The organism is Micromonospora avicenniae (genome assembly GCF_900156065.1).
GTDB classification, from domain to species: Bacteria; Actinomycetota; Actinomycetes; order Mycobacteriales; family Micromonosporaceae; genus Micromonospora; species Micromonospora avicenniae.
This window is the reverse complement of record NZ_FTNF01000003.1, coordinates 15,914-32,400: the sequence shown is the minus strand read 5'-3', so window position 1 is coordinate 32,400 and position 16,487 is coordinate 15,914. Positions and strand designations below refer to the sequence as shown.

Genomic DNA, 16,487 nt, shown 5'->3' with positions numbered 1-16,487 from the left:
CGTCCTCCCTCAGCCGCCCGCGAAGGGGGGCAGGACGTCGATCGTCGCCCCGGCCGGCAGCGGTGTGTGTCGATCATGACAGACCACACCGTCGACGAGGAAACTCGCCACCCGTAGTACCGCCTCCAGCCGGGCGCCGTGACGTACGGCCAGCTCAGCGGTGATGTCGTCGAGCGACCGTCCGGCCGGAGTCGTCTCCTCGCTCCGGCCGGCGGCGGCCCGCGCCCCGGCGAAGTAGCGGACAGTCAGCGTCGCGGTCGTGACCAGGGGCGTCCGGTCGGTCATTGTCACCCTCCGATGGCGGACATGGGCCGGGCTGGTTGCAGGAAGGTCGGGTCGTCGATGCCATGACCGGCCCGTTTGCCCCACATCGCACGGCGCCAGCGGTCCGCCAGGCCCTCGTCGTCCACCCCGGCACGCAGCGCGCCTCGCAGGTCGGACTCCTCGGTGGCGAAGAGGCAGGCGCGGACCTGACCGTCGGCGGTCAGCCGGGTGCGGTCGCAGTCGCCGCAGAACGGGCGGGTGACGCTGGCGATCACCCCGACCCGGGCCGGGCCGCCGTCGACCAGCCAGGTCTCGGCGGGTGCCGATCCCCGCTCGACCGGATCGGTACGCAGGTCGAACTCGCGCCGCAGCGACGCGAGGATCTCGTCGGCGGTGACCATGGCGGCCCGGTCCCAGCCGTGCTGCGCGTCCAACGGCATCTGCTCGATGAACCGCAGCTCGTAACCGTGGGTGAGCGCGAAGCGGAGCAGGGCCGGGGCCTCGTCGTCGTTCACCCCGCGCATCAGCACGCTGTTGATCTTCACCGGAGTGAGACCGGCGGCCGCGGCACCGGCCAGACCGGCCAGTACGGCGTCGAGTCGCGGGCGGCGGGTCAGCGCGGTGAACCGGTCCGCGTCCAGGGTGTCCAGCGATACGTTCACCCGGTCGAGGCCGGCAGCGTGCAGAGCCGGAGCGAGCCGGTCCAGGCCGATGCCGTTGGTGGTCAGCGAGATCCTCGGGCGTGGTTCGAGCGCGGCCACCGCGGCCACGATGTCCAGCAACCCGGGGCGGATCAGCGGTTCGCCGCCGGTGAACCGCACCTCGGTCACGCCGAGCCGTCGCACGGCGACGCCGACCAGCCGGACGATCTCATCGTCGGTGAGCAGCTGCGGCCCGGCCAGCCAGGGTAGTCCCTCCGCCGGCATGCAGTACGTGCACCGAAGGTTGCACTTGTCGGTCAATGAGACGCGCAGGTCCCGGGCGATGCGTCCGTACCGATCGACGAGGACGCCGTCGGACGGGTGGGTGGCCTTCACCCGTCGACCGTAGCGTGGTTGAGCCCGGTGAGGGCGGATCGGGCCGCGCGGTTGACCGCATCGCGGTAAGTGGCGCCGAACAGCGCGGTGTGCACGAGCAGGAGATGCAGTTGGTGCAGCGGCACGCGTTCCCGCCACCCGTCGGCCAGCGGCCAGACCTGCTCGTACCCGGCGAGAATGCGGTCCAGGTGCGGCGCCCCGCCGAAGAGCGCCAACTGGGCCAGGTCGGTCTCCCGGTGTCCGCCGTGCGCGGCCGGGTCCACCAGCCAGACCCGCTCGTCGGCGCCCCAGAGCACATTGCCCGGCCACAGATCGCCATGGATCCGTGCCGGGGGTTCGTCCCCGCCGAACTCACCGATCCGCTCGACCACCTTCTCCACCAGGGCGGCCTCGGCGGCGGTCAGCGCGCCGTTCTCCACCGAGCGGCGCAGGTACGGGGTGAGCCGCCGGTGGGCGAACCACTGCGACCACGGTCCGTCGTCGGGCGTGTTGTCCTGCGGCAGCGCCCCGATGAAGCCGTTCCAGGGTGCCCCGAAGGCCTGCGCGCCGGCCCGGTGCAGGGCCGCCAGTTCCCGGCCGAAGCGCTCGGCCGCCTCCGGCGTCGGGTCGCCGGGCTGCACCCAGTCGAGGGCGAGCAGCTCCGGCAGCACCACGACCACCTCGGGCACCGGCACCGCGTCCGCTTCCCGGAGCCAGCGCAGCCCGGCGGCCTCGGCCGCGAAGAAGCCGTCCGGGACCGGGCGGTCGGAGCGTTCCGGCCAGGACTTGGCGAAGATCGAGTGACCGTCGTCGAGGGTCAGCCGGGACGCGGCGCAGATGTCCCCGCCGGGAACCGGGGTCTCCCGGATCCGCTGATGGGTGAGGAACGTCGGCAGCTGTGCCGGATGCGCCCGCAGGTACGCGAGGTCCATCCCGGCACGGTAACCCGTCCGACCGGATCTCCGCCCGCCACCGACCCCGCGGTCCACACCGCTCACCCGGTCACCGGCCCGATCTTCGCGGCGCTCCGGGCGCCGGCCGGCGGTGCGAGGGGGTCGGGGCAGGTGCGTGAGCGCGCGCCGCCGACCGGGTGTGCGGGCGATCGTGGTCGCGGCTGAGCTGGATAAACACGCTGCGTGACTGTGGACGACGGGCGTGTCGTCCACAGGGGGCTGCGGAGCGTACCCGATCGGTCGCAGGCTGCCGACATGGCATCGACCGAACCGCCCCGCCTCGCCGTACGCTCACCCGCCGACCTGCTCGCCGCCGTGCCGTACCTGCTCGGCTTCCATCCCGCCGACAGCGTGGTCGTGGTGGCGATGCGCGGCCGGCGGGTCGTCTTCGCAGCCCGCGCGGACCTGCCCGACCCGGCCGAGGATCAGGCCGGCCCCGCCCGGCATCTCGCGAGCGTCGTCCAGCGGCAGCGCGCCGACGCCGCCACCGTGGTCGGCTACGGCCCGGTGGACCGGGCCACGCCCGCCGTGGACGCGGTTCGTGGCGCACTCGGTGAGGCCGGGCTGGTGCTGCTCGACGCGCTGCGCGTCACCGATGGTCGCTGGTGGTCGTACCTCTGTGCCGAGGCGGGATGCTGCCCAGCCGAGGGCCGGCCGTACGAGCCCGGCACCAGCGAGGTCAGCGCGTCGGCGGTCTACGCCGGCCAGGTGGCGCTCCCCGACCGAGGTGCGTTGGTGGCACAGGTGGCGCCGGTGGACGGGCCGGCGCGGGTGGCGATGCGACGGGCCACCGCCGCCGCCGAGCAGCGGCTGGCGCGCCTGCTCCCACCCACTGGCGAGCAGCTGGACGAAGGGCAGGTGCGTACGGCCGGCGTGGTCGCCGTACGGGAGGCGATGCGCCGGCAGCGCCGGGGTGAGCGGCTCAGCGACGACGAGGTGGCCTGGCTCAGCCTGCTCCTCACCCGGATCGAGGTACGCGACCACGCCTGGGAACGCACCGACGGGCGGGATCGGGACATCGCGCTCTGGACCGACGTGCTGCGCCGAGCCGAGCCGGACCTGATCGCCGCTCCGGCGAGTCTGCTGGCCTTCGCCGCCTGGCGCGCGGGCCAGGGCGCCCTGGCGGCGGTGGCCCTGGAACGGGCGCTCGCCGAGCACCCCGACTACTCGTTGGCGCTGCTCCTCGACGACCTGCTCCGCCGGGGCGTACCACCCTCGGAGTTGGACGGCTGGCCGCTGGTCGGGTCACCGGGTGTGGTCCGCAGCCGGAAGCGAAGGCGTCGCCCGTCCCGTTGACGACGCCGCGGAACGCCGCCGCCCGGCTCGACCTGTTCGGCTGACCGCGGTCCGCGAGCGTCAATCGACGGTGACCCGTTGTGGGCCGGCGTAGACGTTCATGGTCCGGCCGCGGAGGAAGCCGACCAGGGTCAGCCCGGCCTCCTCCGCGAGGTCGACCGCGAGGGTGCTCGGCGCGGACACCGCGGCCAGCAGCGGTACGCCGGCCATCCAGGCCTTCTGGGTCAGCTCGAAGCTGGCCCGGCCGGAGACGAGCAGCAGGTGATTGGCGAGTGGCAACCTTCGTTCGCGTACCGCCCAACCGATCACCTTGTCCACGGCGTTGTGCCGGCCCACGTCCTCGCGGAGGACGACCAGTTTCCCGTCCGGCGTGAACAGGCCCGCCGCGTGCAGCCCGCCGGTCCGCTCGAAACCACGCTGCGACGCACGCAGCCGGTCCGGCAGGTCGGCCAGCACCGCGGCCGGCACCGTCAGCGGATCGTCGCGGACGGGAAAGAGCGATCTGGTCCGGACCGCCTCGATGCTGGCCTTGCCGCACACGCCGCACGAACTGGTGGTGTAGAAGTTCCGGGCCGGGTCCGTCGCCGGTTCCGGCACGCCGGGCGCGAGCACCACATCCACCACGTTGTACGTGTTGGGCGTCTCCGCCCCGGCGCAGAGCTGGGCGGTCTGCACGTCGTCGGTCGACCTGATCAGGCCCTCGGTCAGCAGAAAACCGAGCGCCAGGTCGAGGTCGTCGCCGGGCGTACGCATGGTCACCGCCAGCGGTCGGCGTCGACCCGGCCCGGCCGCGCCCACCCGGATCTCGAGCGGTTCCTCGGCCGCGATGGTGTCCGGTCGCCGGACCGAGGTACGACCCTCCGCCGCGTCGAGGTCGATCCGGATTACGCCACGTCGGTCAGCTGCCCGTCCCACCCCGACATCCTGCACCCAGTGTCGAGGCGTCCGCACGGCTACCGTTGCGGAGTGAGCTCTTTCCGACCTCCCCTCGCCGCCCATCGGGCCGCGAGCCCGAACGCGGTGCGCGCGCATCGCGGGGTGCAGGTTGAAGAGGGCTCCTCGGGAAGGTACGCGGCGGTGGTGCTCGCGGGCGGGGCGGCGCGGCGGATGGGCGGCGTCGACAAACCGGCGCTGCCGGTCGCCGGCCGGTCGATGCGGGACCGGGTGCTGGCCGCGGTCGCCGACGCCGCCCCGCGGATCCTGGTCGGGCCGGCCGACCCGGCACCGCCGGACGTACGGGTCACCCGCGAACAACCACCCGGCGGTGGGCCGGTCGCGGCCGCGGCGGCCGGTCTCGCCCTGCTCGACTCCGACGCCACCACCGTCGCCCTGCTCGCGGCGGACCTGCCCCTGCTCACCCGGGAGGCGGTCGCCGTCCTGCTGGGCGCGCTCGCGCCTGCGGGCGCCGACGGTGCCTGCTACGTCGACGCCGAGGGGCGGCGGCAGACGCTCTGCGGTGTGTGGCGGGTTCCGGCGCTTCGAGGCGCGCTGGCCCGACTCGCCAACGGTCGGGGCGGCGGACTCGCCGGCACCCCGGTACGCGCCCTGCTGGACGGAATGACCGTGCGGGAGGTGGCCTGGGCCGGTGCCGGCCCGCCACCGTGGTTCGACTGCGACACTGACCAGGACGTACGCCGGGCGGAGGAGTGGGCGCGATGACGGTGATGGACGACTGGGTCACAGCTGCCTGCGCCGAGCTGGGTCTCGATCCGGCGCAGGTGCCGGTCCCGGCCGTGCTCGGCCTCGCGAAGGATGTGGCCCACCAGGTGCTCAGGCCAGGCGCGCCGGTCTCTGCGTACCTTTTCGGGCTGGCCGTGGGGCGCGGCGCCGACCCGGCCGACGCGGCCGTGCGGCTCAGCGCCCTCGCCGCGTCCTGGCCGGTCGAGCTCGGGGCGGATCCCGCCTCCTGAGGCTGGGCCCCACCTCCCGTGGCGTCTCGCGCGGGTTTGTCCGATCACGGTCGGGGCTGGTTCGTCCGCGAGACTCCGTGAGTAGGGTGACCTTGACGGACGGAGGCGATCATGACGGCAGACCACCCCTCGGCGCCGCCCGGTGAACCGCCCGGCGCTGCCTCGGCCCCGCAGCCGGCGGCCACCCCGGCACACTCATCCGGCGCCACCTCGGACCAGCCGGAGCACCAGGAGTCGGTTCTGCTCGACGAGCCGAGCACGGCTGACCTGCGGGCCAAGGTGACCCAGGCATGGCAGGAGTTCGCCCGGGCGCTCGCCGAACTGCTGCCCGAACTCCCGGCGGGCGCGCACGTCGAGTTGACCCTCGACCCGACCGCCTCCGGCACCGGCGACGCCGTCTACTCCATCGGGATCGACGTGGGCGAGGAGGGCCGGCTCTCCGCGCGGGCCGTCGGAAACGCGGCCCTGCCGGACGGCTACCGGCTGGACCGGGCGGCCGTGGCGGACATGATCGCGCTGGGTTGGTCTCCGCCCGGCGTCCTCGAGGGGTCCGCGGGATACTTCGGCCTGGACGCGACCACGACCCAGCCGGGCCGCGTCGCCGCCCTCCTCTCCCGCACCCTGCGCGACGTCTACGGCGCCCCGCATCCCGCGTTCCTCGTCTACCTGATCCACGACGCCGAGGGGGAGCCGCTGCCGGAGGTGCCGCTGGGCACCGCACGGAGCGAGTTCGGTCCAGGGCGCGTGGTCGAGGAGGACCTGGACGAGGCGCTGGTCGAGGCCGTGGCCGCCCAGAACGAGGAGAACGACGTGCTGGCGCTGGAGGAGCGCGTACGCACCGTCGTCTCCACCATGCTCAAGTCCGACTCGGAGCGGTTGCAGGTGGACTCGGACGGGGACATCAACATCCGGGCCGGATCGGCGATGGTCTTCGTCCGGGTGCGGGACAATCCACCGTTGGTCGACGTCTTCTCCCCGGTGCTCACCGAGGTCGAGCCGACCGAGCGGCTCTACGTCAAGCTCTCCGAGCTGACCAACCGGATGCCGATCGGCCGCCTCTACTGCACCGACGACACGGTGTGGGCGTCCATCCCCGTCTTCGGTCGCAACTTCCAGCCCACCCACCTCATGCTGGCCGTGCAGGTGATGACCGGGCTCGCCGACGAGCTGGACGACCGGTTGCACGGTGAGTTCGGCGGCAAGCGGTTCTTCGGTGACGGCGACAAGGCGCCGCGCCGCGCCGACGGCGAGCACCGTACGGGCATGTATCTCTGAGGACGCGGGGCAGCGACGAGAGCTTAGGTCAGCGGACGTCGAGCAGCGTCTTCCCCACCGTCGCCCGGGAGCCGATCGCCGCGTGCGCATCGGACGCCCGTTCCAGCGGGAACCGCTGGCCGATCACCGGGCGGAGCCGGCCGGCGACCGCCTCCGCCAGCGCCTTCTCGGTGTACGCGCGCAGCCGCGCGGGCGGCACGTCCGGGCGGAGCAGTGTCACACCCCGGTCGGCGGCGTCCTCGGCCGGCACGCCGGCCCACTCGCCGCTGGCCAGGCCGAAGCTGATCATCCGGCCGCCCGGCTCGAGCAGCCTGAACGCCGCCCGCCCGACCTCGCCGCCGACGCCGTCGAACACCACGTCCACCCCGTCGGTGGCGGCTCGGACCTGCTCGGTCCAGTTGGGGCGCAGGTAGTCCACCGCCACGTCCGCGCCGAGTTCCGGCAGCAGGGACACCTTGCCCGGGCCACCGGCCAGCCCGACCACCCGCGCGCCCGCCGCGGCGGCGAGCTGCACCAACAGGCTCCCCACGCCACCCGCGGCCGCTTCGACCAGGACCCGCTCGCCCGGCCGGAGTCCGACCGTGTCGACGAGCATGGTCGCCGTACGACCGTCGGCGAGCAGCGCCACCGCCACGTCGAGCGGCAACCCTTCGGGCACCTCGATCGGCATCGTCGCGTCGACCACGACCTTCTCGGCGTACGCGCCCGAGCCGCCGGTGCCGCTCACCACCCGCCGGCCGACCAGTGCCGGGTCGACGTCCGCGCCCACCGCGGCGATCACGCCGCCCACGCCGTTGCCGGGGATCAACGGCAGGTTGCCGCCGAACGGCCCGGACCAGCCGGCCCGGAACTGGGTCTCCACGAAGGTGATGTTGACGTGCGCCACGTCGATCAGCACCTGGCCCGGTCCCGGCACGGGATCGGGCGCGGAACCCGCCGCGAGCACCTCCGGTCCACCGAACTCACGCAACCACACTGCCCGCATGAACGCCCTGTCTGCTCGGCCCCGGCCGACCTCAAGTCGACACCTTGAACCGGACTTCAGGTCAAGGCGGGTGAGCTGAAGCGCCTGGGCGTGAGCGTCAGGGCGCGCGAGCGTCGGTGCGGCCGCGGTGTCAGTGCGGGTGGGGTGTCAGGGCGGGTGGGGTCCGGAAGCCCTGGCTGCCGGGCCCCACCCGCTGGGGAGGGAGATTCAGGTCGAGGGGAGCCAGGCGAGGCTCCGTCCGCTGTCGGGGTCGCTGGCCCGCAGCCCGGCGGCGGAAACGGTCCAGAGCGTGCCGTCGACCAGCAGCGACCGGTCGAGCGACGCCCCGTCGGCACCTGGATGGGTCACCTGGCCGATCTCGCTGATCCCGGTGGCGGACACTCGCAGCAGCCGGATTCCGCGGTCGACCGGCAGCGCGACCAGGCCGGTCTCCGGGTGGTACAGGAAGGCGTGCGGGTCGAACTCCGCGGCCGACTGGGCCCGGGGCACGTGGTACCGGTCCAACCTGACCGGCCGGGCCGGGTCCCGGACGTCGAAGAGCGAGACCTGCAGACCCCGCGTACGACCTCGCTCGTCGGCTTCCTGCCCGACGCCGAGCAACCTGCCGTCCGGCAGCGGGTGCAGGTACGCGGAGTACCCGGTGATCTTGAGTTCGCCGGTGACCCGGGGCGCGGCCGGATCGGTAAGGTCCAGTGTGTAGAGCGGATCCGTTTGGCGGAACGTCACCACGTGTCCGGTGCCGCCGAGGAAGCGCACCGAGTGGATTCGCTCGCCCCGGCCGAGGCCGGTGACGGCGCCGACCTGCTTGAGCGTGCCACCCTGCCGGCGCAGCACGTACACCGCCGACTCGGACGTCTGGCGACCGGGGACGCTGTCGACGGTGGTCGCGACCCGCAGGTCGCCCTGCCACTCCGACAGCGCGTACTGGTTGACGAGCCAGCCGGGGACACTGCCGCTGGCCAGGTATCGGGGCCGGCCGGGACCGCTGGTGTCGAACTGGTGGAGCACGGTGCTCGCCCCCGATCGCCCGCCCCACCAGGTCGGGCGTGCTCCCTCGCCGGGCCCGCGCCAGCCGGCGAGCCAGAGGTTGTTCGCGGTGCCGTAGAGCGTGGCGGCGTCGGCGACGAGGCTGACCGGGTCACCGTCGCCGAGACGCTCGGCGGCAAGGTCGAAGCTGAGCACCGTCACCACCGAGTTGCCGGTGGCGTCGGCCGGGCGGCTCAGCTGGTCGCACCCGACCCGGCCGCTGTGCCGTTCCGCGCCGGCGGTCCACCGGTACGCGGGCAGCCAGGCCTCGATTCCGGCTGCCGCGATCACCGCCCGGTTCGCGGCGATGCGTTCGGCGTCGCCGGCTCTCGGGTCGGGACGGCGGTCGAGTCGGGGAGCGGAGCGGATCGCCACCCGGGCCGTGGCACCGGTCTGCCGGGCGTCGACGAGGGTGCCGTCGATCGAGTAGGTGCCGAGCACGGCGGGGGCCGAGGTGAGGTCGACGAGGGTCAGCACCGTGGCTCGGCTCGCGGCCTGCCCTTCCACCGGCCTGATACCGACCCGTGCCGGACCGCTGAGCACCAGCGCCCGGTCGCCGAGCAGCAGCAGGGTGCGCTCTCGGAGGTGGTCCGGTGAAGTGCCCTCGGCCAGGTCGAGGCGGCCTGTGATCTGTCGAGTGGCCGGGTCGGTCACCTGGAGCACGCCCCGGCTGACCGTGACGATCCGCCGGCCGTCGGTCTTGACCAGGTCCGGCTCGTCCACCCCGACCTCATGGACGTTGGTGGTGGAGTGCTCGGGGGCGGACGCCGTCCGGAACTCGGCCGCGCGGGCGTCCGTCGTGGTGGCGAGGACGCTGGAGCCACCGCCGGGGAGGCCCCATGGCCCTACGGCGGCGGTGGCGGCGGCCCGCAGCCCGGCCAGTGCCTCGTGGCACGACTCGTACGCCACCAGGCGGGTGTCGGGTCCGGCGGGCGGGGCCGGTTCGCCGGCAACCGTGGGGGCGGTGGCTGGCAGTCCGCTGCCCGCCAGCAGGGCGAGCGCGGTCAGTGTGCCGATGGCCGCGAGTTGCGTTCCCCGAGTCATGGCCGTTCGACGGACCCGCGCCCGAATCGGTTCCCACCCGGCGGTCAGCCGGCGGACGGCCCGACGCCGGGCGACTCGACCAGCCGGGACAGCACGATCGTGCTGCGGGTCGAGGTCACGAACGACTCGGCGCGCAGCCGCTCCAGCGCGGCCTCCAGATGAGCGATGTCGGCGGCGCGCAGATGCACCAGCGCGTCGGCCTCACCCGAGACGGTGTACGCGCCGACCACCTCGGGGTGCCGACGAGCCGCCGCGCCGATCTGCGCGGGGGTGGTCCGTCCGGCGCAGAAGAGTTCCACGAACGCCTCGGTGGTCCAGCCGACGGCGGCCGGGTCGACGACGGCGGTGAATCCCCGGATCACCCCGGCGGCACGTAGCCGGTCGACCCGTCGCTTCACGGCAGGGGCGGAGAGTGACACCCGGATCCCGATGTCGGCGTACGACGCTCGGGCGTCGGCGACGAGCAACGCAATGATCCGCTGGTCTACGGCGTCTATCTGCAACGTTCTGCCCCTGGGAAGCAATGGTTGTGGCTGTTACCAAACTTCTACGATACCTACTCTTGGTGACCGTGAACCACCAGCGAGTGCCGCGAAAGCGGACATATCTCATGTGCTCTCCGGAGCACTTCGCGGTCGAGTACGCCATCAACCCGTGGATGGACGTCACCGCCCCGGTCGACACCGAGCTGACCGTGAAGCAGTGGGACCGGCTGCGGGAGACCCTGGTGCGGCTCGGCCACGAAGTGCACCTGCTGACGCCCGAGCGCGGCCTGCCGGACATGGTCTACGCCGCCAACGGCGCCTTCGTGGTGGACGGCGCCGTCTACGGTGCCCAGTTCAAGCACGAGCAGCGGGCCGCCGAGGCTGCCGCCCACCGGGCCTTCTACGAGTCGCAGGGCTGGCGGTTCATCGCACCGAGCGAGACCAACGAGGGCGAGGGCGACTTCGCGTACGTCCCGGAGGCGCACGGCGGGCTCATCCTCGCCGGGCACGGGTTCCGTACGGAGCTTCCGGCGCACGCCGAGGCGCAGGAGGCGCTCGGCCGTCCGGTGGTCTCGCTTCGCCTGGTCGACCCGCGCTTCTACCACCTGGACGTGGCTCTCGCCGCCATCGACGACGCCAACATCGTCTACTTCCCGGGTGCCTTCTCGGCGGCGAGCCAGAAGGTGCTGGCACAGCTCTTCCCGGACGCGGTGATCGCGGACGACGCCGACGTCATGGCCTTCGGGCTCAACCTGGTCAGTGACGGGCTGAACGTGGTCCTCAACAGCGAGGCTGCCGGTCTCGCCGAGAAGCTGGAGGCCGTCGGCTACCACCCGGTGCCGGTCGAGCTGTCCGAGCTGAAGAAGGGCGGCGGCAGCGTCAAGTGCTGCATCGCCGAGCTGCGGCACTGAGCGGTACGCGAGACGCGGCCCGTTCCGGGAGCGCTGGCCGCCTCGGCGTACGGAACAGGGCCGGTCCCCGCACGGGGATCGGCCCTGTCTCCGGAACGGAGGGGCTCAGCCGAGCGTGGCCAACTCGCTGATGAGGACGTTCGACAGCACCTGGCCGTCGCGCTGCACCTGGCGCAGGTACCACTTCTGCTGCGGCGTACGCGGCTGGTTGAACTGCCAGATGCCGCGCGGGCTGTCGATCTGCCCGAGCTTGCCGAGGGCCAGGTTGACCTCTTGCGGGTTCGGGTTCGCGCCGGCCAGCTGGATGGCCTGGTGCAGCACCTGGGCGGCGTCGTACGAGGCCATCGCGTACGTGGTCGGGGAGCTGCTCAGCTTCTTCCGGTACTCGGAGGCGAAGACGCGGTTGGCCGTGTTGCTGAGGTCGGCCGAGTAGTTCAGCGCGGTCTGGATGTTGAGCGCGTCGTTCTTCATGCTCTCCAACGCCGTGCCCTCGGTGAGGAAGCCCGGGGCGTAGACGGGACCCTTGTAGCCTGCCTCGCGCAGCTGCTTGATGAACTCGACGCCGGCCTCACCGGTGAAGAAGCAGAGGATCGCGTCGGGGTGCTTCTGAAGCGCCTTGCGGATGTCCTGGCTGAACGCGGTCTTCCCGGGGTTGTCCGCGGCGGTGGTCCAGACGACCGGGCCGGCGAGGCGCGGGTCGGAGGAGCCGAACTCCTCGCGGAAGCCGCGCTCGACATCCTCGCCGCTGACGCTGTCCGGCATGATGATCGCCAACCGGGAGCCCGGCTTGAGCTGCTCCTTCAGGTAGCCGCCGAGCGCCCGTCCCGCCTCGTCCAGCACGTACGAGGTCCGCCAGATGTAGACGACGCTCTGCAGGGTGCTCGGCGAGGCGTTCGAGCCGATGAGCGGCACCCGGGCCTTCTCGACGGTGTCCCGGATGCCGAGCATGACGGCGGAGTTGACCACGCCGGTCAGCGCGAGCACGCCCTGGCTCAGCAGTTCGTCGACGGCGGCCTTGCCGGACTTGACGTCGTTGCCCTCGTTGGCGGTGATCAACGTGACGGGATGCCCGCCGAGCTGCTGTTCGTTCAGGTCGAGGAAGAGCTGGAAGCCGTTGACGATCTCGTCGCCGATCGCCTTGAGGCCGCCGGCCTGGGGGGCGATGAGCCCGATCTTGATGGGGCCGCGGGTGCCGCCCGATGCGCCGTCAGTGTCGTTGCCGCACGCCGCCGCGAGCCCGGTCGTGCCGAGCGCGGCCAGGAGTTGGAGCGCCCGTCTGCGGTTCATCTGCGACACCGAGTCCTTCCAGCAGGGGTTCGAGGGCGGGTCGCCCCTCCGGCGTTCTACCTGGTCGGCGACGCTGCGTCAATCGGCCGCTGATCTTCGTGCAGGGATCGCAACGCGGCGACGACCACGGGCCAGGCGGCGGATTCGGGGTCGATTAGGCCGAAATGCTCGCACTCGGGAAGCTCAAAGTGGGTGATATCGCAGCCCGCCGTTCGGGCGGCGGCCACGAAGTCGCGGCTCATCATTGCCGGCACCTGTTGATCCATCTCACCATGGACGATTACGGTCCGTGATTGCATGGGTACCAATGTTCGTGGATCGGCGGCCCGATACCGGTCCGGGACCTCGCTCGGCCCGCCGCCGAGCAGCTCGGCCACCGCGCCACCGTCCAGGTCCAGCCGGTAGGCCTCGGCGAGGTCGGCGACCGGGGCCAGCGCCAACACGCCTCCGACCGCCTCCGGCGCCCGGGCGGCGACGTAGAGCGCCAGCTGACCGCCCGCGGAGTGGCCGACGAGGATCGGCGGGGTGGCGCGTACCCGGCCCGGCATCGCGGCGGCGGCCAGCCGAGGCAGCTCCGTCACGCCGGCCAGCACGTCGGAGAGCGTGTTGGGCCAGCCGCCGCCCGGCTGCCCGGTGCGCCGGTATTCGAGCTGCGCGACCGGATGGCCCAGGCCGGCCAGGGCGGCGGCCAGCGGGCCGGTGTGCCGCCGGTCGTACTCGGCCCGCCAGAAGCCGCCGTGCACCAGCACGACCAACGGCCGGGCGGGTCCGCCGACCGCCGGTTCCCGGAGGTCCGCGATCTGGTCCGGATGGTCCCCGTACGCCACAGTGTGATCGGGATCCGGGGCGGGTCGGCTCAGAACGGCACGGGGGTCGGCGGGCATGGCGCGACGGTAACGCGTCCCGGGAGTGATCCGCGTCGGAGGAGTCGGTCCCGGCGAGCGTGAACCCGGCGCGCTGGGCCAAGATGGATCACATGACCGAAGCGAGCGCCGCTGGACAGAACGACGAGCCGGGCAACGAGGGCACCGGTCACTCCGGCACGGTGGTGGTGGTCGGCCCGGACGGCCAACCCGTCGGCACCATGCAGACCGGCGAGGGGCAGGGGGAGGACCCGACCCGCCTGGTCGAACAGCCTGCCAAGGTGATGCGGATCGGCAGCATGATCAAGCAGCTGTTGGAGGAGGTCAAGGCCGCCCCGCTCGACGACGCCAGCCGGCACCGGCTGCGGGAGATCCACGAGCGGTCGATCGTCGAGCTCAAGGAGGGCCTCGCCCCGGAGCTGCGCGACGAGTTGGAGCGGATCTCGCTGCCCTTCACCGAGGAGGGCGCGCCGAGCGAGAGCGAGCTCCGGGTTGCGCACGCGCAGCTGGTCGGCTGGCTGGAAGGTCTCTTCCACGGCATCCAGGCCGCGCTGGTCGCCCAGCAGATGGCAGCCCGGGTGCAGCTGGAGCAGATGCGGTCCGGCCGGGCACTGCCGAGCGGTCCCGGCGCGATGGCGCCCGGGATGCCGGGCATGGGTCAGGGCGGCGAGGGGCACAGCACCGGCCAGTACCTCTGAGCCGGGCCACGACCGGCACGGGACACGACCGCGCGTAGCGGTGCCGGGGCCGAGGCCGCGACCCGTGTGGAAGCGGCCCGGCCCGGCCCGCTCAGCCCACGTCGAAGAGCTTCTCCAGGTACGCCGCGACGCCGTCCTCGGAGTTGGCGGCGGCGACCTCGTGCGCGATCCGCAGTACGGCGGGGTGCGCGTTGGCGACCGCCACCGCCCGACCGGCCCAGGTGAGCATCGGTACGTCGTTCGGCATGTCCCCGAACGCCACCACGTCCCGGGCCTCGATGCCGAGCCGGGCGCAGTACCACGCCAGACCCGCCGCCTTCGTCACGCCGGCCGCGGAGATCTCCACCAGTCCGGAGTACGACGAGTGGGTGGCCTCGGCCAGCCCCTGCAGGGCCGCGGCCACCAGCTCGACGAACGCGTCCGGATCCTGCTCACCGGCCCGGGCGAGCAGCTTCACCGCCGGGGCTGCCAGCAGTTCCTCGGGAGACTGCACCGCGCGGATCGCGTCGTGGTCGGCGTCCCAGCGCAGCGGGTAGTGCGCCTCGTGCCGCATCTGCCGGCTGTCGGTGACCTCCACGGCGAACGTCACCCCGGGCACCTCGGCGCGCAGCCGCCGGGCGACCTCAGCCAGCAGCTCCGGCGCCAGCGGGTCGGCACGCAGCACCTCGTCGCCGTCCGGGTCGTACACCACCGCGCCGTTCGCGCAGATCGCCGGCAGCGGCTCGGCCAGCTGCTCGTACACCAGCTTGAGCCAGCGGATCGGACGGCCGGTGACCAGCACGACCGGCGTGCCCGAGGCGGTGAGCCGGGCCAGCACCGACGCGGTGCGCGGGCTCACCGTCCGGTCGTCCCGCAGCAGGGTGCCGTCGATGTCGGTGGCGACGAGCCGAGGTGTCTCTCCCATCACCGGGACAGTAGTCGGTCCAGATAGACGGCCACTCCGTCGTCGTCGTTGCGCAGGGTGACCTCGTCGGCGGCGGCTCGGACCGCCGGGTGGGCGTTGGAGACCGCCACCCGGGCCCAGCCGGCCCACTCGAACATGGGCAGGTCGTTGGGCTGGTCGCCGAAGACCAGGACGTCGCCCGGGTCGACACCGAGGGTCTGCGCCACCACGGCCAGCCCGGTGGCCTTGTCCGCGCCGGGCGGGCAGATCTCCACGAAACCGAGCCCGGCCTGGGTGAGCGTGGCCACCTCCGCCGGGACGATCCGGCGGGCGACGCCGAGCAGTTCGTCCACCTGGTGATCGGCGGTCCGGGCGAACGCCTTGATCACGTCCGTGGAGAGGCACTCCGCTCGCGTCCGCGCCTCGAACCGGTCCGGGTAGGGCCAGCTCGGGTGATAGTCGCCCCAGAGCGGCGCGTCGTGCTCGTCGGACGCCTCGACCATCACGGTCAACGGACCGACCGCGGCCTCCAGGTCGGCCAGGATCCGGGCCAGCACCTCGGCCGGGAGCCGCTCGTCGCGCAGCACCACCGGGCCCGCCGGGTCGCTCTGGTCGACCACGCGACCACCGCCGGCCATCACCAGGAAGTCGGCCGCGCGGATGTCGTTGCGGGTCAGTTCGGTCAGCCGCGGGCCGCGGCCGGTCGCGCCGACCACCGGGATCCCGGCGGCGCGCACCCGGTCCAGCACCCCGTGGGTGTACGCGGAGACGGTGTTGTCGCTGCGGACGAGCGTGCCGTCGAGATCGGTGGCAATCAGCTTGGGCAGTCCCGGGCGGGTCATCGTTCCTCCTTCGCCCGCCGCCGCCGCAACCAGCCGTTTCAGTGGTCGATCATCGACCTGGAGTGACGGCGGGCAGCAACCGTACCTCGCGGAACGGGGCGCAACCATGGCTTCCAGGCGAATCGGAAGCCAACCAGTGGCACAACCCCGGTGGCGGCCATCCCGCCTCCGGCGGAATCCGTCCGGTCGTACGGTAGGCGGGTGGTACGCGACTGGCCGGCGGCGGAGCTGATCGAGACGGAGCGCCTGGTGCTCGAACCGATGCGGATCTCGCACGCCGCGGAGATGGCGCCGCTCCTGCACGACGAACGGCTGCACGAGTTCATCGGTGGTGAGCCGGCCAGCCAGGAGCAGCTGCGTGCCCGGTACGCGCGCCAGGTGGCCGGCCGCTCCCCGGACGGCAGCCAGGGCTGGCTGAACTGGATCGTCCGGCACCGGGCCACCGGCGACGCCGTGGGTACGGTGCAGGCCACCGTCCGGCTGGACGGCGAGCGTGAGGTCGCCGAGCTGGCCTGGGTCGTCGCCGCGCCGCAGCAGGGCCGCGGGTACGCCGGCGAGGCGGCCCTCGGCATGGTCGGCTGGCTCGACCGGAAGGGGATCAACGCCCTGATCGCGCACGTGCACCCCGAACATCTCGCCTCGGCGCGGATCGCCGAACGTCTCGGTCTGCGCGCCACGGACGTCGTGGTCGACGGCGAGCTGCGCTGGGCCAGCTGCTGAGCGACGCGCGTCGACCTCCCGGCCGGCCG

18 protein-coding genes are annotated in these 16,487 nt (G+C 73.0%); 7 read left to right on the top strand and 11 right to left on the bottom strand.

Annotated features, from left to right (window positions below; genetic code table 11):
• Positions 1-9 precede the first annotated feature (9 nt).
• Genes BXA10_RS05875 through BXA10_RS05865 form a run of 3 tightly spaced genes read right to left on the bottom strand, consistent with a single transcriptional unit; the run spans position 10 to position 2,212 of the window.
• A complete protein-coding gene (locus BXA10_RS05875; RefSeq protein ID WP_076468402.1) occupies positions 10-285 on the bottom strand; it encodes a MoaD/ThiS family protein in 276 nt (91 codons plus the stop codon).
• 2 nt (positions 286-287) lie between these two features.
• Complete coding sequence (gene moaA / locus BXA10_RS05870; RefSeq protein WP_076468400.1) at positions 288-1,301, bottom strand: GTP 3',8-cyclase MoaA; 1,014 nt, start codon at positions 1,299-1,301, stop codon at positions 288-290.
• Entirely contained in the window at positions 1,298-2,212 is a 915-nt protein-coding gene (locus BXA10_RS05865; RefSeq protein WP_076468398.1) for a fructosamine kinase family protein, read from the bottom strand. The genes moaA and BXA10_RS05865 overlap by 4 nt, the downstream gene beginning before the upstream one ends.
• Before the next feature lie 276 nt (positions 2,213-2,488).
• Here BXA10_RS05865 and BXA10_RS05860 point away from each other — a divergent pair, with 276 nt between their 5' ends.
• Positions 2,489-3,529 (top strand): DUF4192 domain-containing protein, encoded by a 1,041-nt coding sequence (locus tag BXA10_RS05860; RefSeq protein ID WP_076468396.1) that lies wholly within the window; start codon positions 2,489-2,491, stop codon positions 3,527-3,529.
• A 60-nt stretch (positions 3,530-3,589) separates the two neighbouring features.
• On the opposite strand, the gene fdhD is transcribed toward BXA10_RS05860, so the two are convergent.
• Complete coding sequence (gene fdhD, locus BXA10_RS05855; protein WP_076468394.1) at positions 3,590-4,444, bottom strand: formate dehydrogenase accessory sulfurtransferase FdhD; 855 nt, start codon at positions 4,442-4,444, stop codon at positions 3,590-3,592.
• Between the two features lie 192 nt (positions 4,445-4,636).
• Between fdhD and mobA the strand changes: the two genes are divergently transcribed.
• The 3 genes from mobA to BXA10_RS05840 all read left to right on the top strand — a co-directional run bounded on the left by mobA (position 4,637) and on the right by BXA10_RS05840 (position 6,714).
• On the top strand, positions 4,637-5,188 hold the full coding sequence (gene mobA / locus BXA10_RS05850) for a molybdenum cofactor guanylyltransferase (RefSeq protein WP_076469201.1): 552 nt from the start codon (positions 4,637-4,639) through the stop codon (positions 5,186-5,188).
• Complete coding sequence (locus BXA10_RS05845; protein WP_076469202.1) at positions 5,185-5,439, top strand: DUF6457 domain-containing protein; 255 nt, start codon at positions 5,185-5,187, stop codon at positions 5,437-5,439. Before mobA ends, BXA10_RS05845 begins: the two co-directional genes overlap by 4 nt.
• Before the next feature lie 111 nt (positions 5,440-5,550).
• Positions 5,551-6,714 carry a T3SS (YopN, CesT) and YbjN peptide-binding chaperone 1 gene (locus tag BXA10_RS05840; RefSeq protein WP_076468392.1) on the top strand — a complete coding sequence of 388 codons (1,164 nt, stop codon included), beginning with the start codon at positions 5,551-5,553 and terminating at the stop codon, positions 6,712-6,714.
• Between the two features lie 28 nt (positions 6,715-6,742).
• Here BXA10_RS05840 and BXA10_RS05835 read toward each other — a convergent pair whose 3' ends face one another.
• The 3 genes from BXA10_RS05835 to BXA10_RS05825 form a co-directional block, all read right to left on the bottom strand.
• A complete protein-coding gene (locus BXA10_RS05835; RefSeq protein ID WP_076468390.1) occupies positions 6,743-7,699 on the bottom strand; it encodes a zinc-binding dehydrogenase in 957 nt (318 codons plus the stop codon).
• 207 nt (positions 7,700-7,906) lie between these two features.
• A complete protein-coding gene (locus BXA10_RS05830; protein ID WP_076468389.1) occupies positions 7,907-9,769 on the bottom strand; it encodes a beta-propeller domain-containing protein in 1,863 nt (620 codons plus the stop codon).
• 44 nt (positions 9,770-9,813) lie between these two features.
• Positions 9,814-10,272, bottom strand: coding sequence for an Lrp/AsnC family transcriptional regulator (locus tag BXA10_RS05825; RefSeq protein ID WP_076468387.1), 459 nt, complete (start codon positions 10,270-10,272; stop codon positions 9,814-9,816).
• Between the two features lie 59 nt (positions 10,273-10,331).
• Between BXA10_RS05825 and ddaH the strand changes: the two genes are divergently transcribed.
• Positions 10,332-11,165, top strand: a complete 834-nt coding sequence (gene ddaH, locus BXA10_RS05820; protein WP_342742863.1) for a dimethylargininase — start codon at positions 10,332-10,334, stop codon at positions 11,163-11,165.
• Positions 11,166-11,270: 105 nt separating this feature from the next.
• Here the strand turns inward: ddaH and BXA10_RS05815 are convergent, their stop codons facing one another.
• Both BXA10_RS05815 and BXA10_RS05810 read right to left on the bottom strand, forming a co-directional pair.
• Positions 11,271-12,461 (bottom strand): ABC transporter substrate-binding protein, encoded by a 1,191-nt coding sequence (locus BXA10_RS05815; RefSeq protein ID WP_076468383.1) that lies wholly within the window; start codon positions 12,459-12,461, stop codon positions 11,271-11,273.
• A gap of 47 nt (positions 12,462-12,508) precedes the next feature.
• Positions 12,509-13,336 (bottom strand): alpha/beta hydrolase family protein, encoded by an 828-nt coding sequence (locus BXA10_RS05810; protein WP_076468381.1) that lies wholly within the window; start codon positions 13,334-13,336, stop codon positions 12,509-12,511.
• A gap of 83 nt (positions 13,337-13,419) precedes the next feature.
• Here BXA10_RS05810 and BXA10_RS05805 point away from each other — a divergent pair, with 83 nt between their 5' ends.
• The gene (locus BXA10_RS05805) at positions 13,420-14,013 is read left to right on the top strand and encodes a bacterial proteasome activator family protein (RefSeq protein ID WP_076469199.1); all 594 of its coding nucleotides are present in this window, start codon (positions 13,420-13,422) and stop codon (positions 14,011-14,013) included.
• A gap of 91 nt (positions 14,014-14,104) precedes the next feature.
• Here BXA10_RS05805 and BXA10_RS05800 read toward each other — a convergent pair whose 3' ends face one another.
• Together BXA10_RS05800 and BXA10_RS05795 are read right to left on the bottom strand one after the other, a co-directional pair.
• Positions 14,105-14,917: an HAD family hydrolase gene (locus BXA10_RS05800; RefSeq protein WP_076468379.1), complete on the bottom strand. Its 813-nt coding sequence runs from the start codon at positions 14,915-14,917 to the stop codon at positions 14,105-14,107.
• Entirely contained in the window at positions 14,917-15,738 is an 822-nt protein-coding gene (locus tag BXA10_RS05795) for an HAD family hydrolase (RefSeq protein ID WP_076468377.1), read from the bottom strand. The genes BXA10_RS05800 and BXA10_RS05795 overlap by 1 nt, the downstream gene beginning before the upstream one ends.
• 201 nt (positions 15,739-15,939) lie before the next feature.
• On the opposite strand from BXA10_RS05795, the gene BXA10_RS05790 reads away from it, so the two are divergent.
• On the top strand, positions 15,940-16,458 hold the full coding sequence (locus tag BXA10_RS05790; RefSeq protein ID WP_076468375.1) for a GNAT family N-acetyltransferase: 519 nt from the start codon (positions 15,940-15,942) through the stop codon (positions 16,456-16,458).
• Positions 16,459-16,487 lie beyond the last annotated feature (29 nt).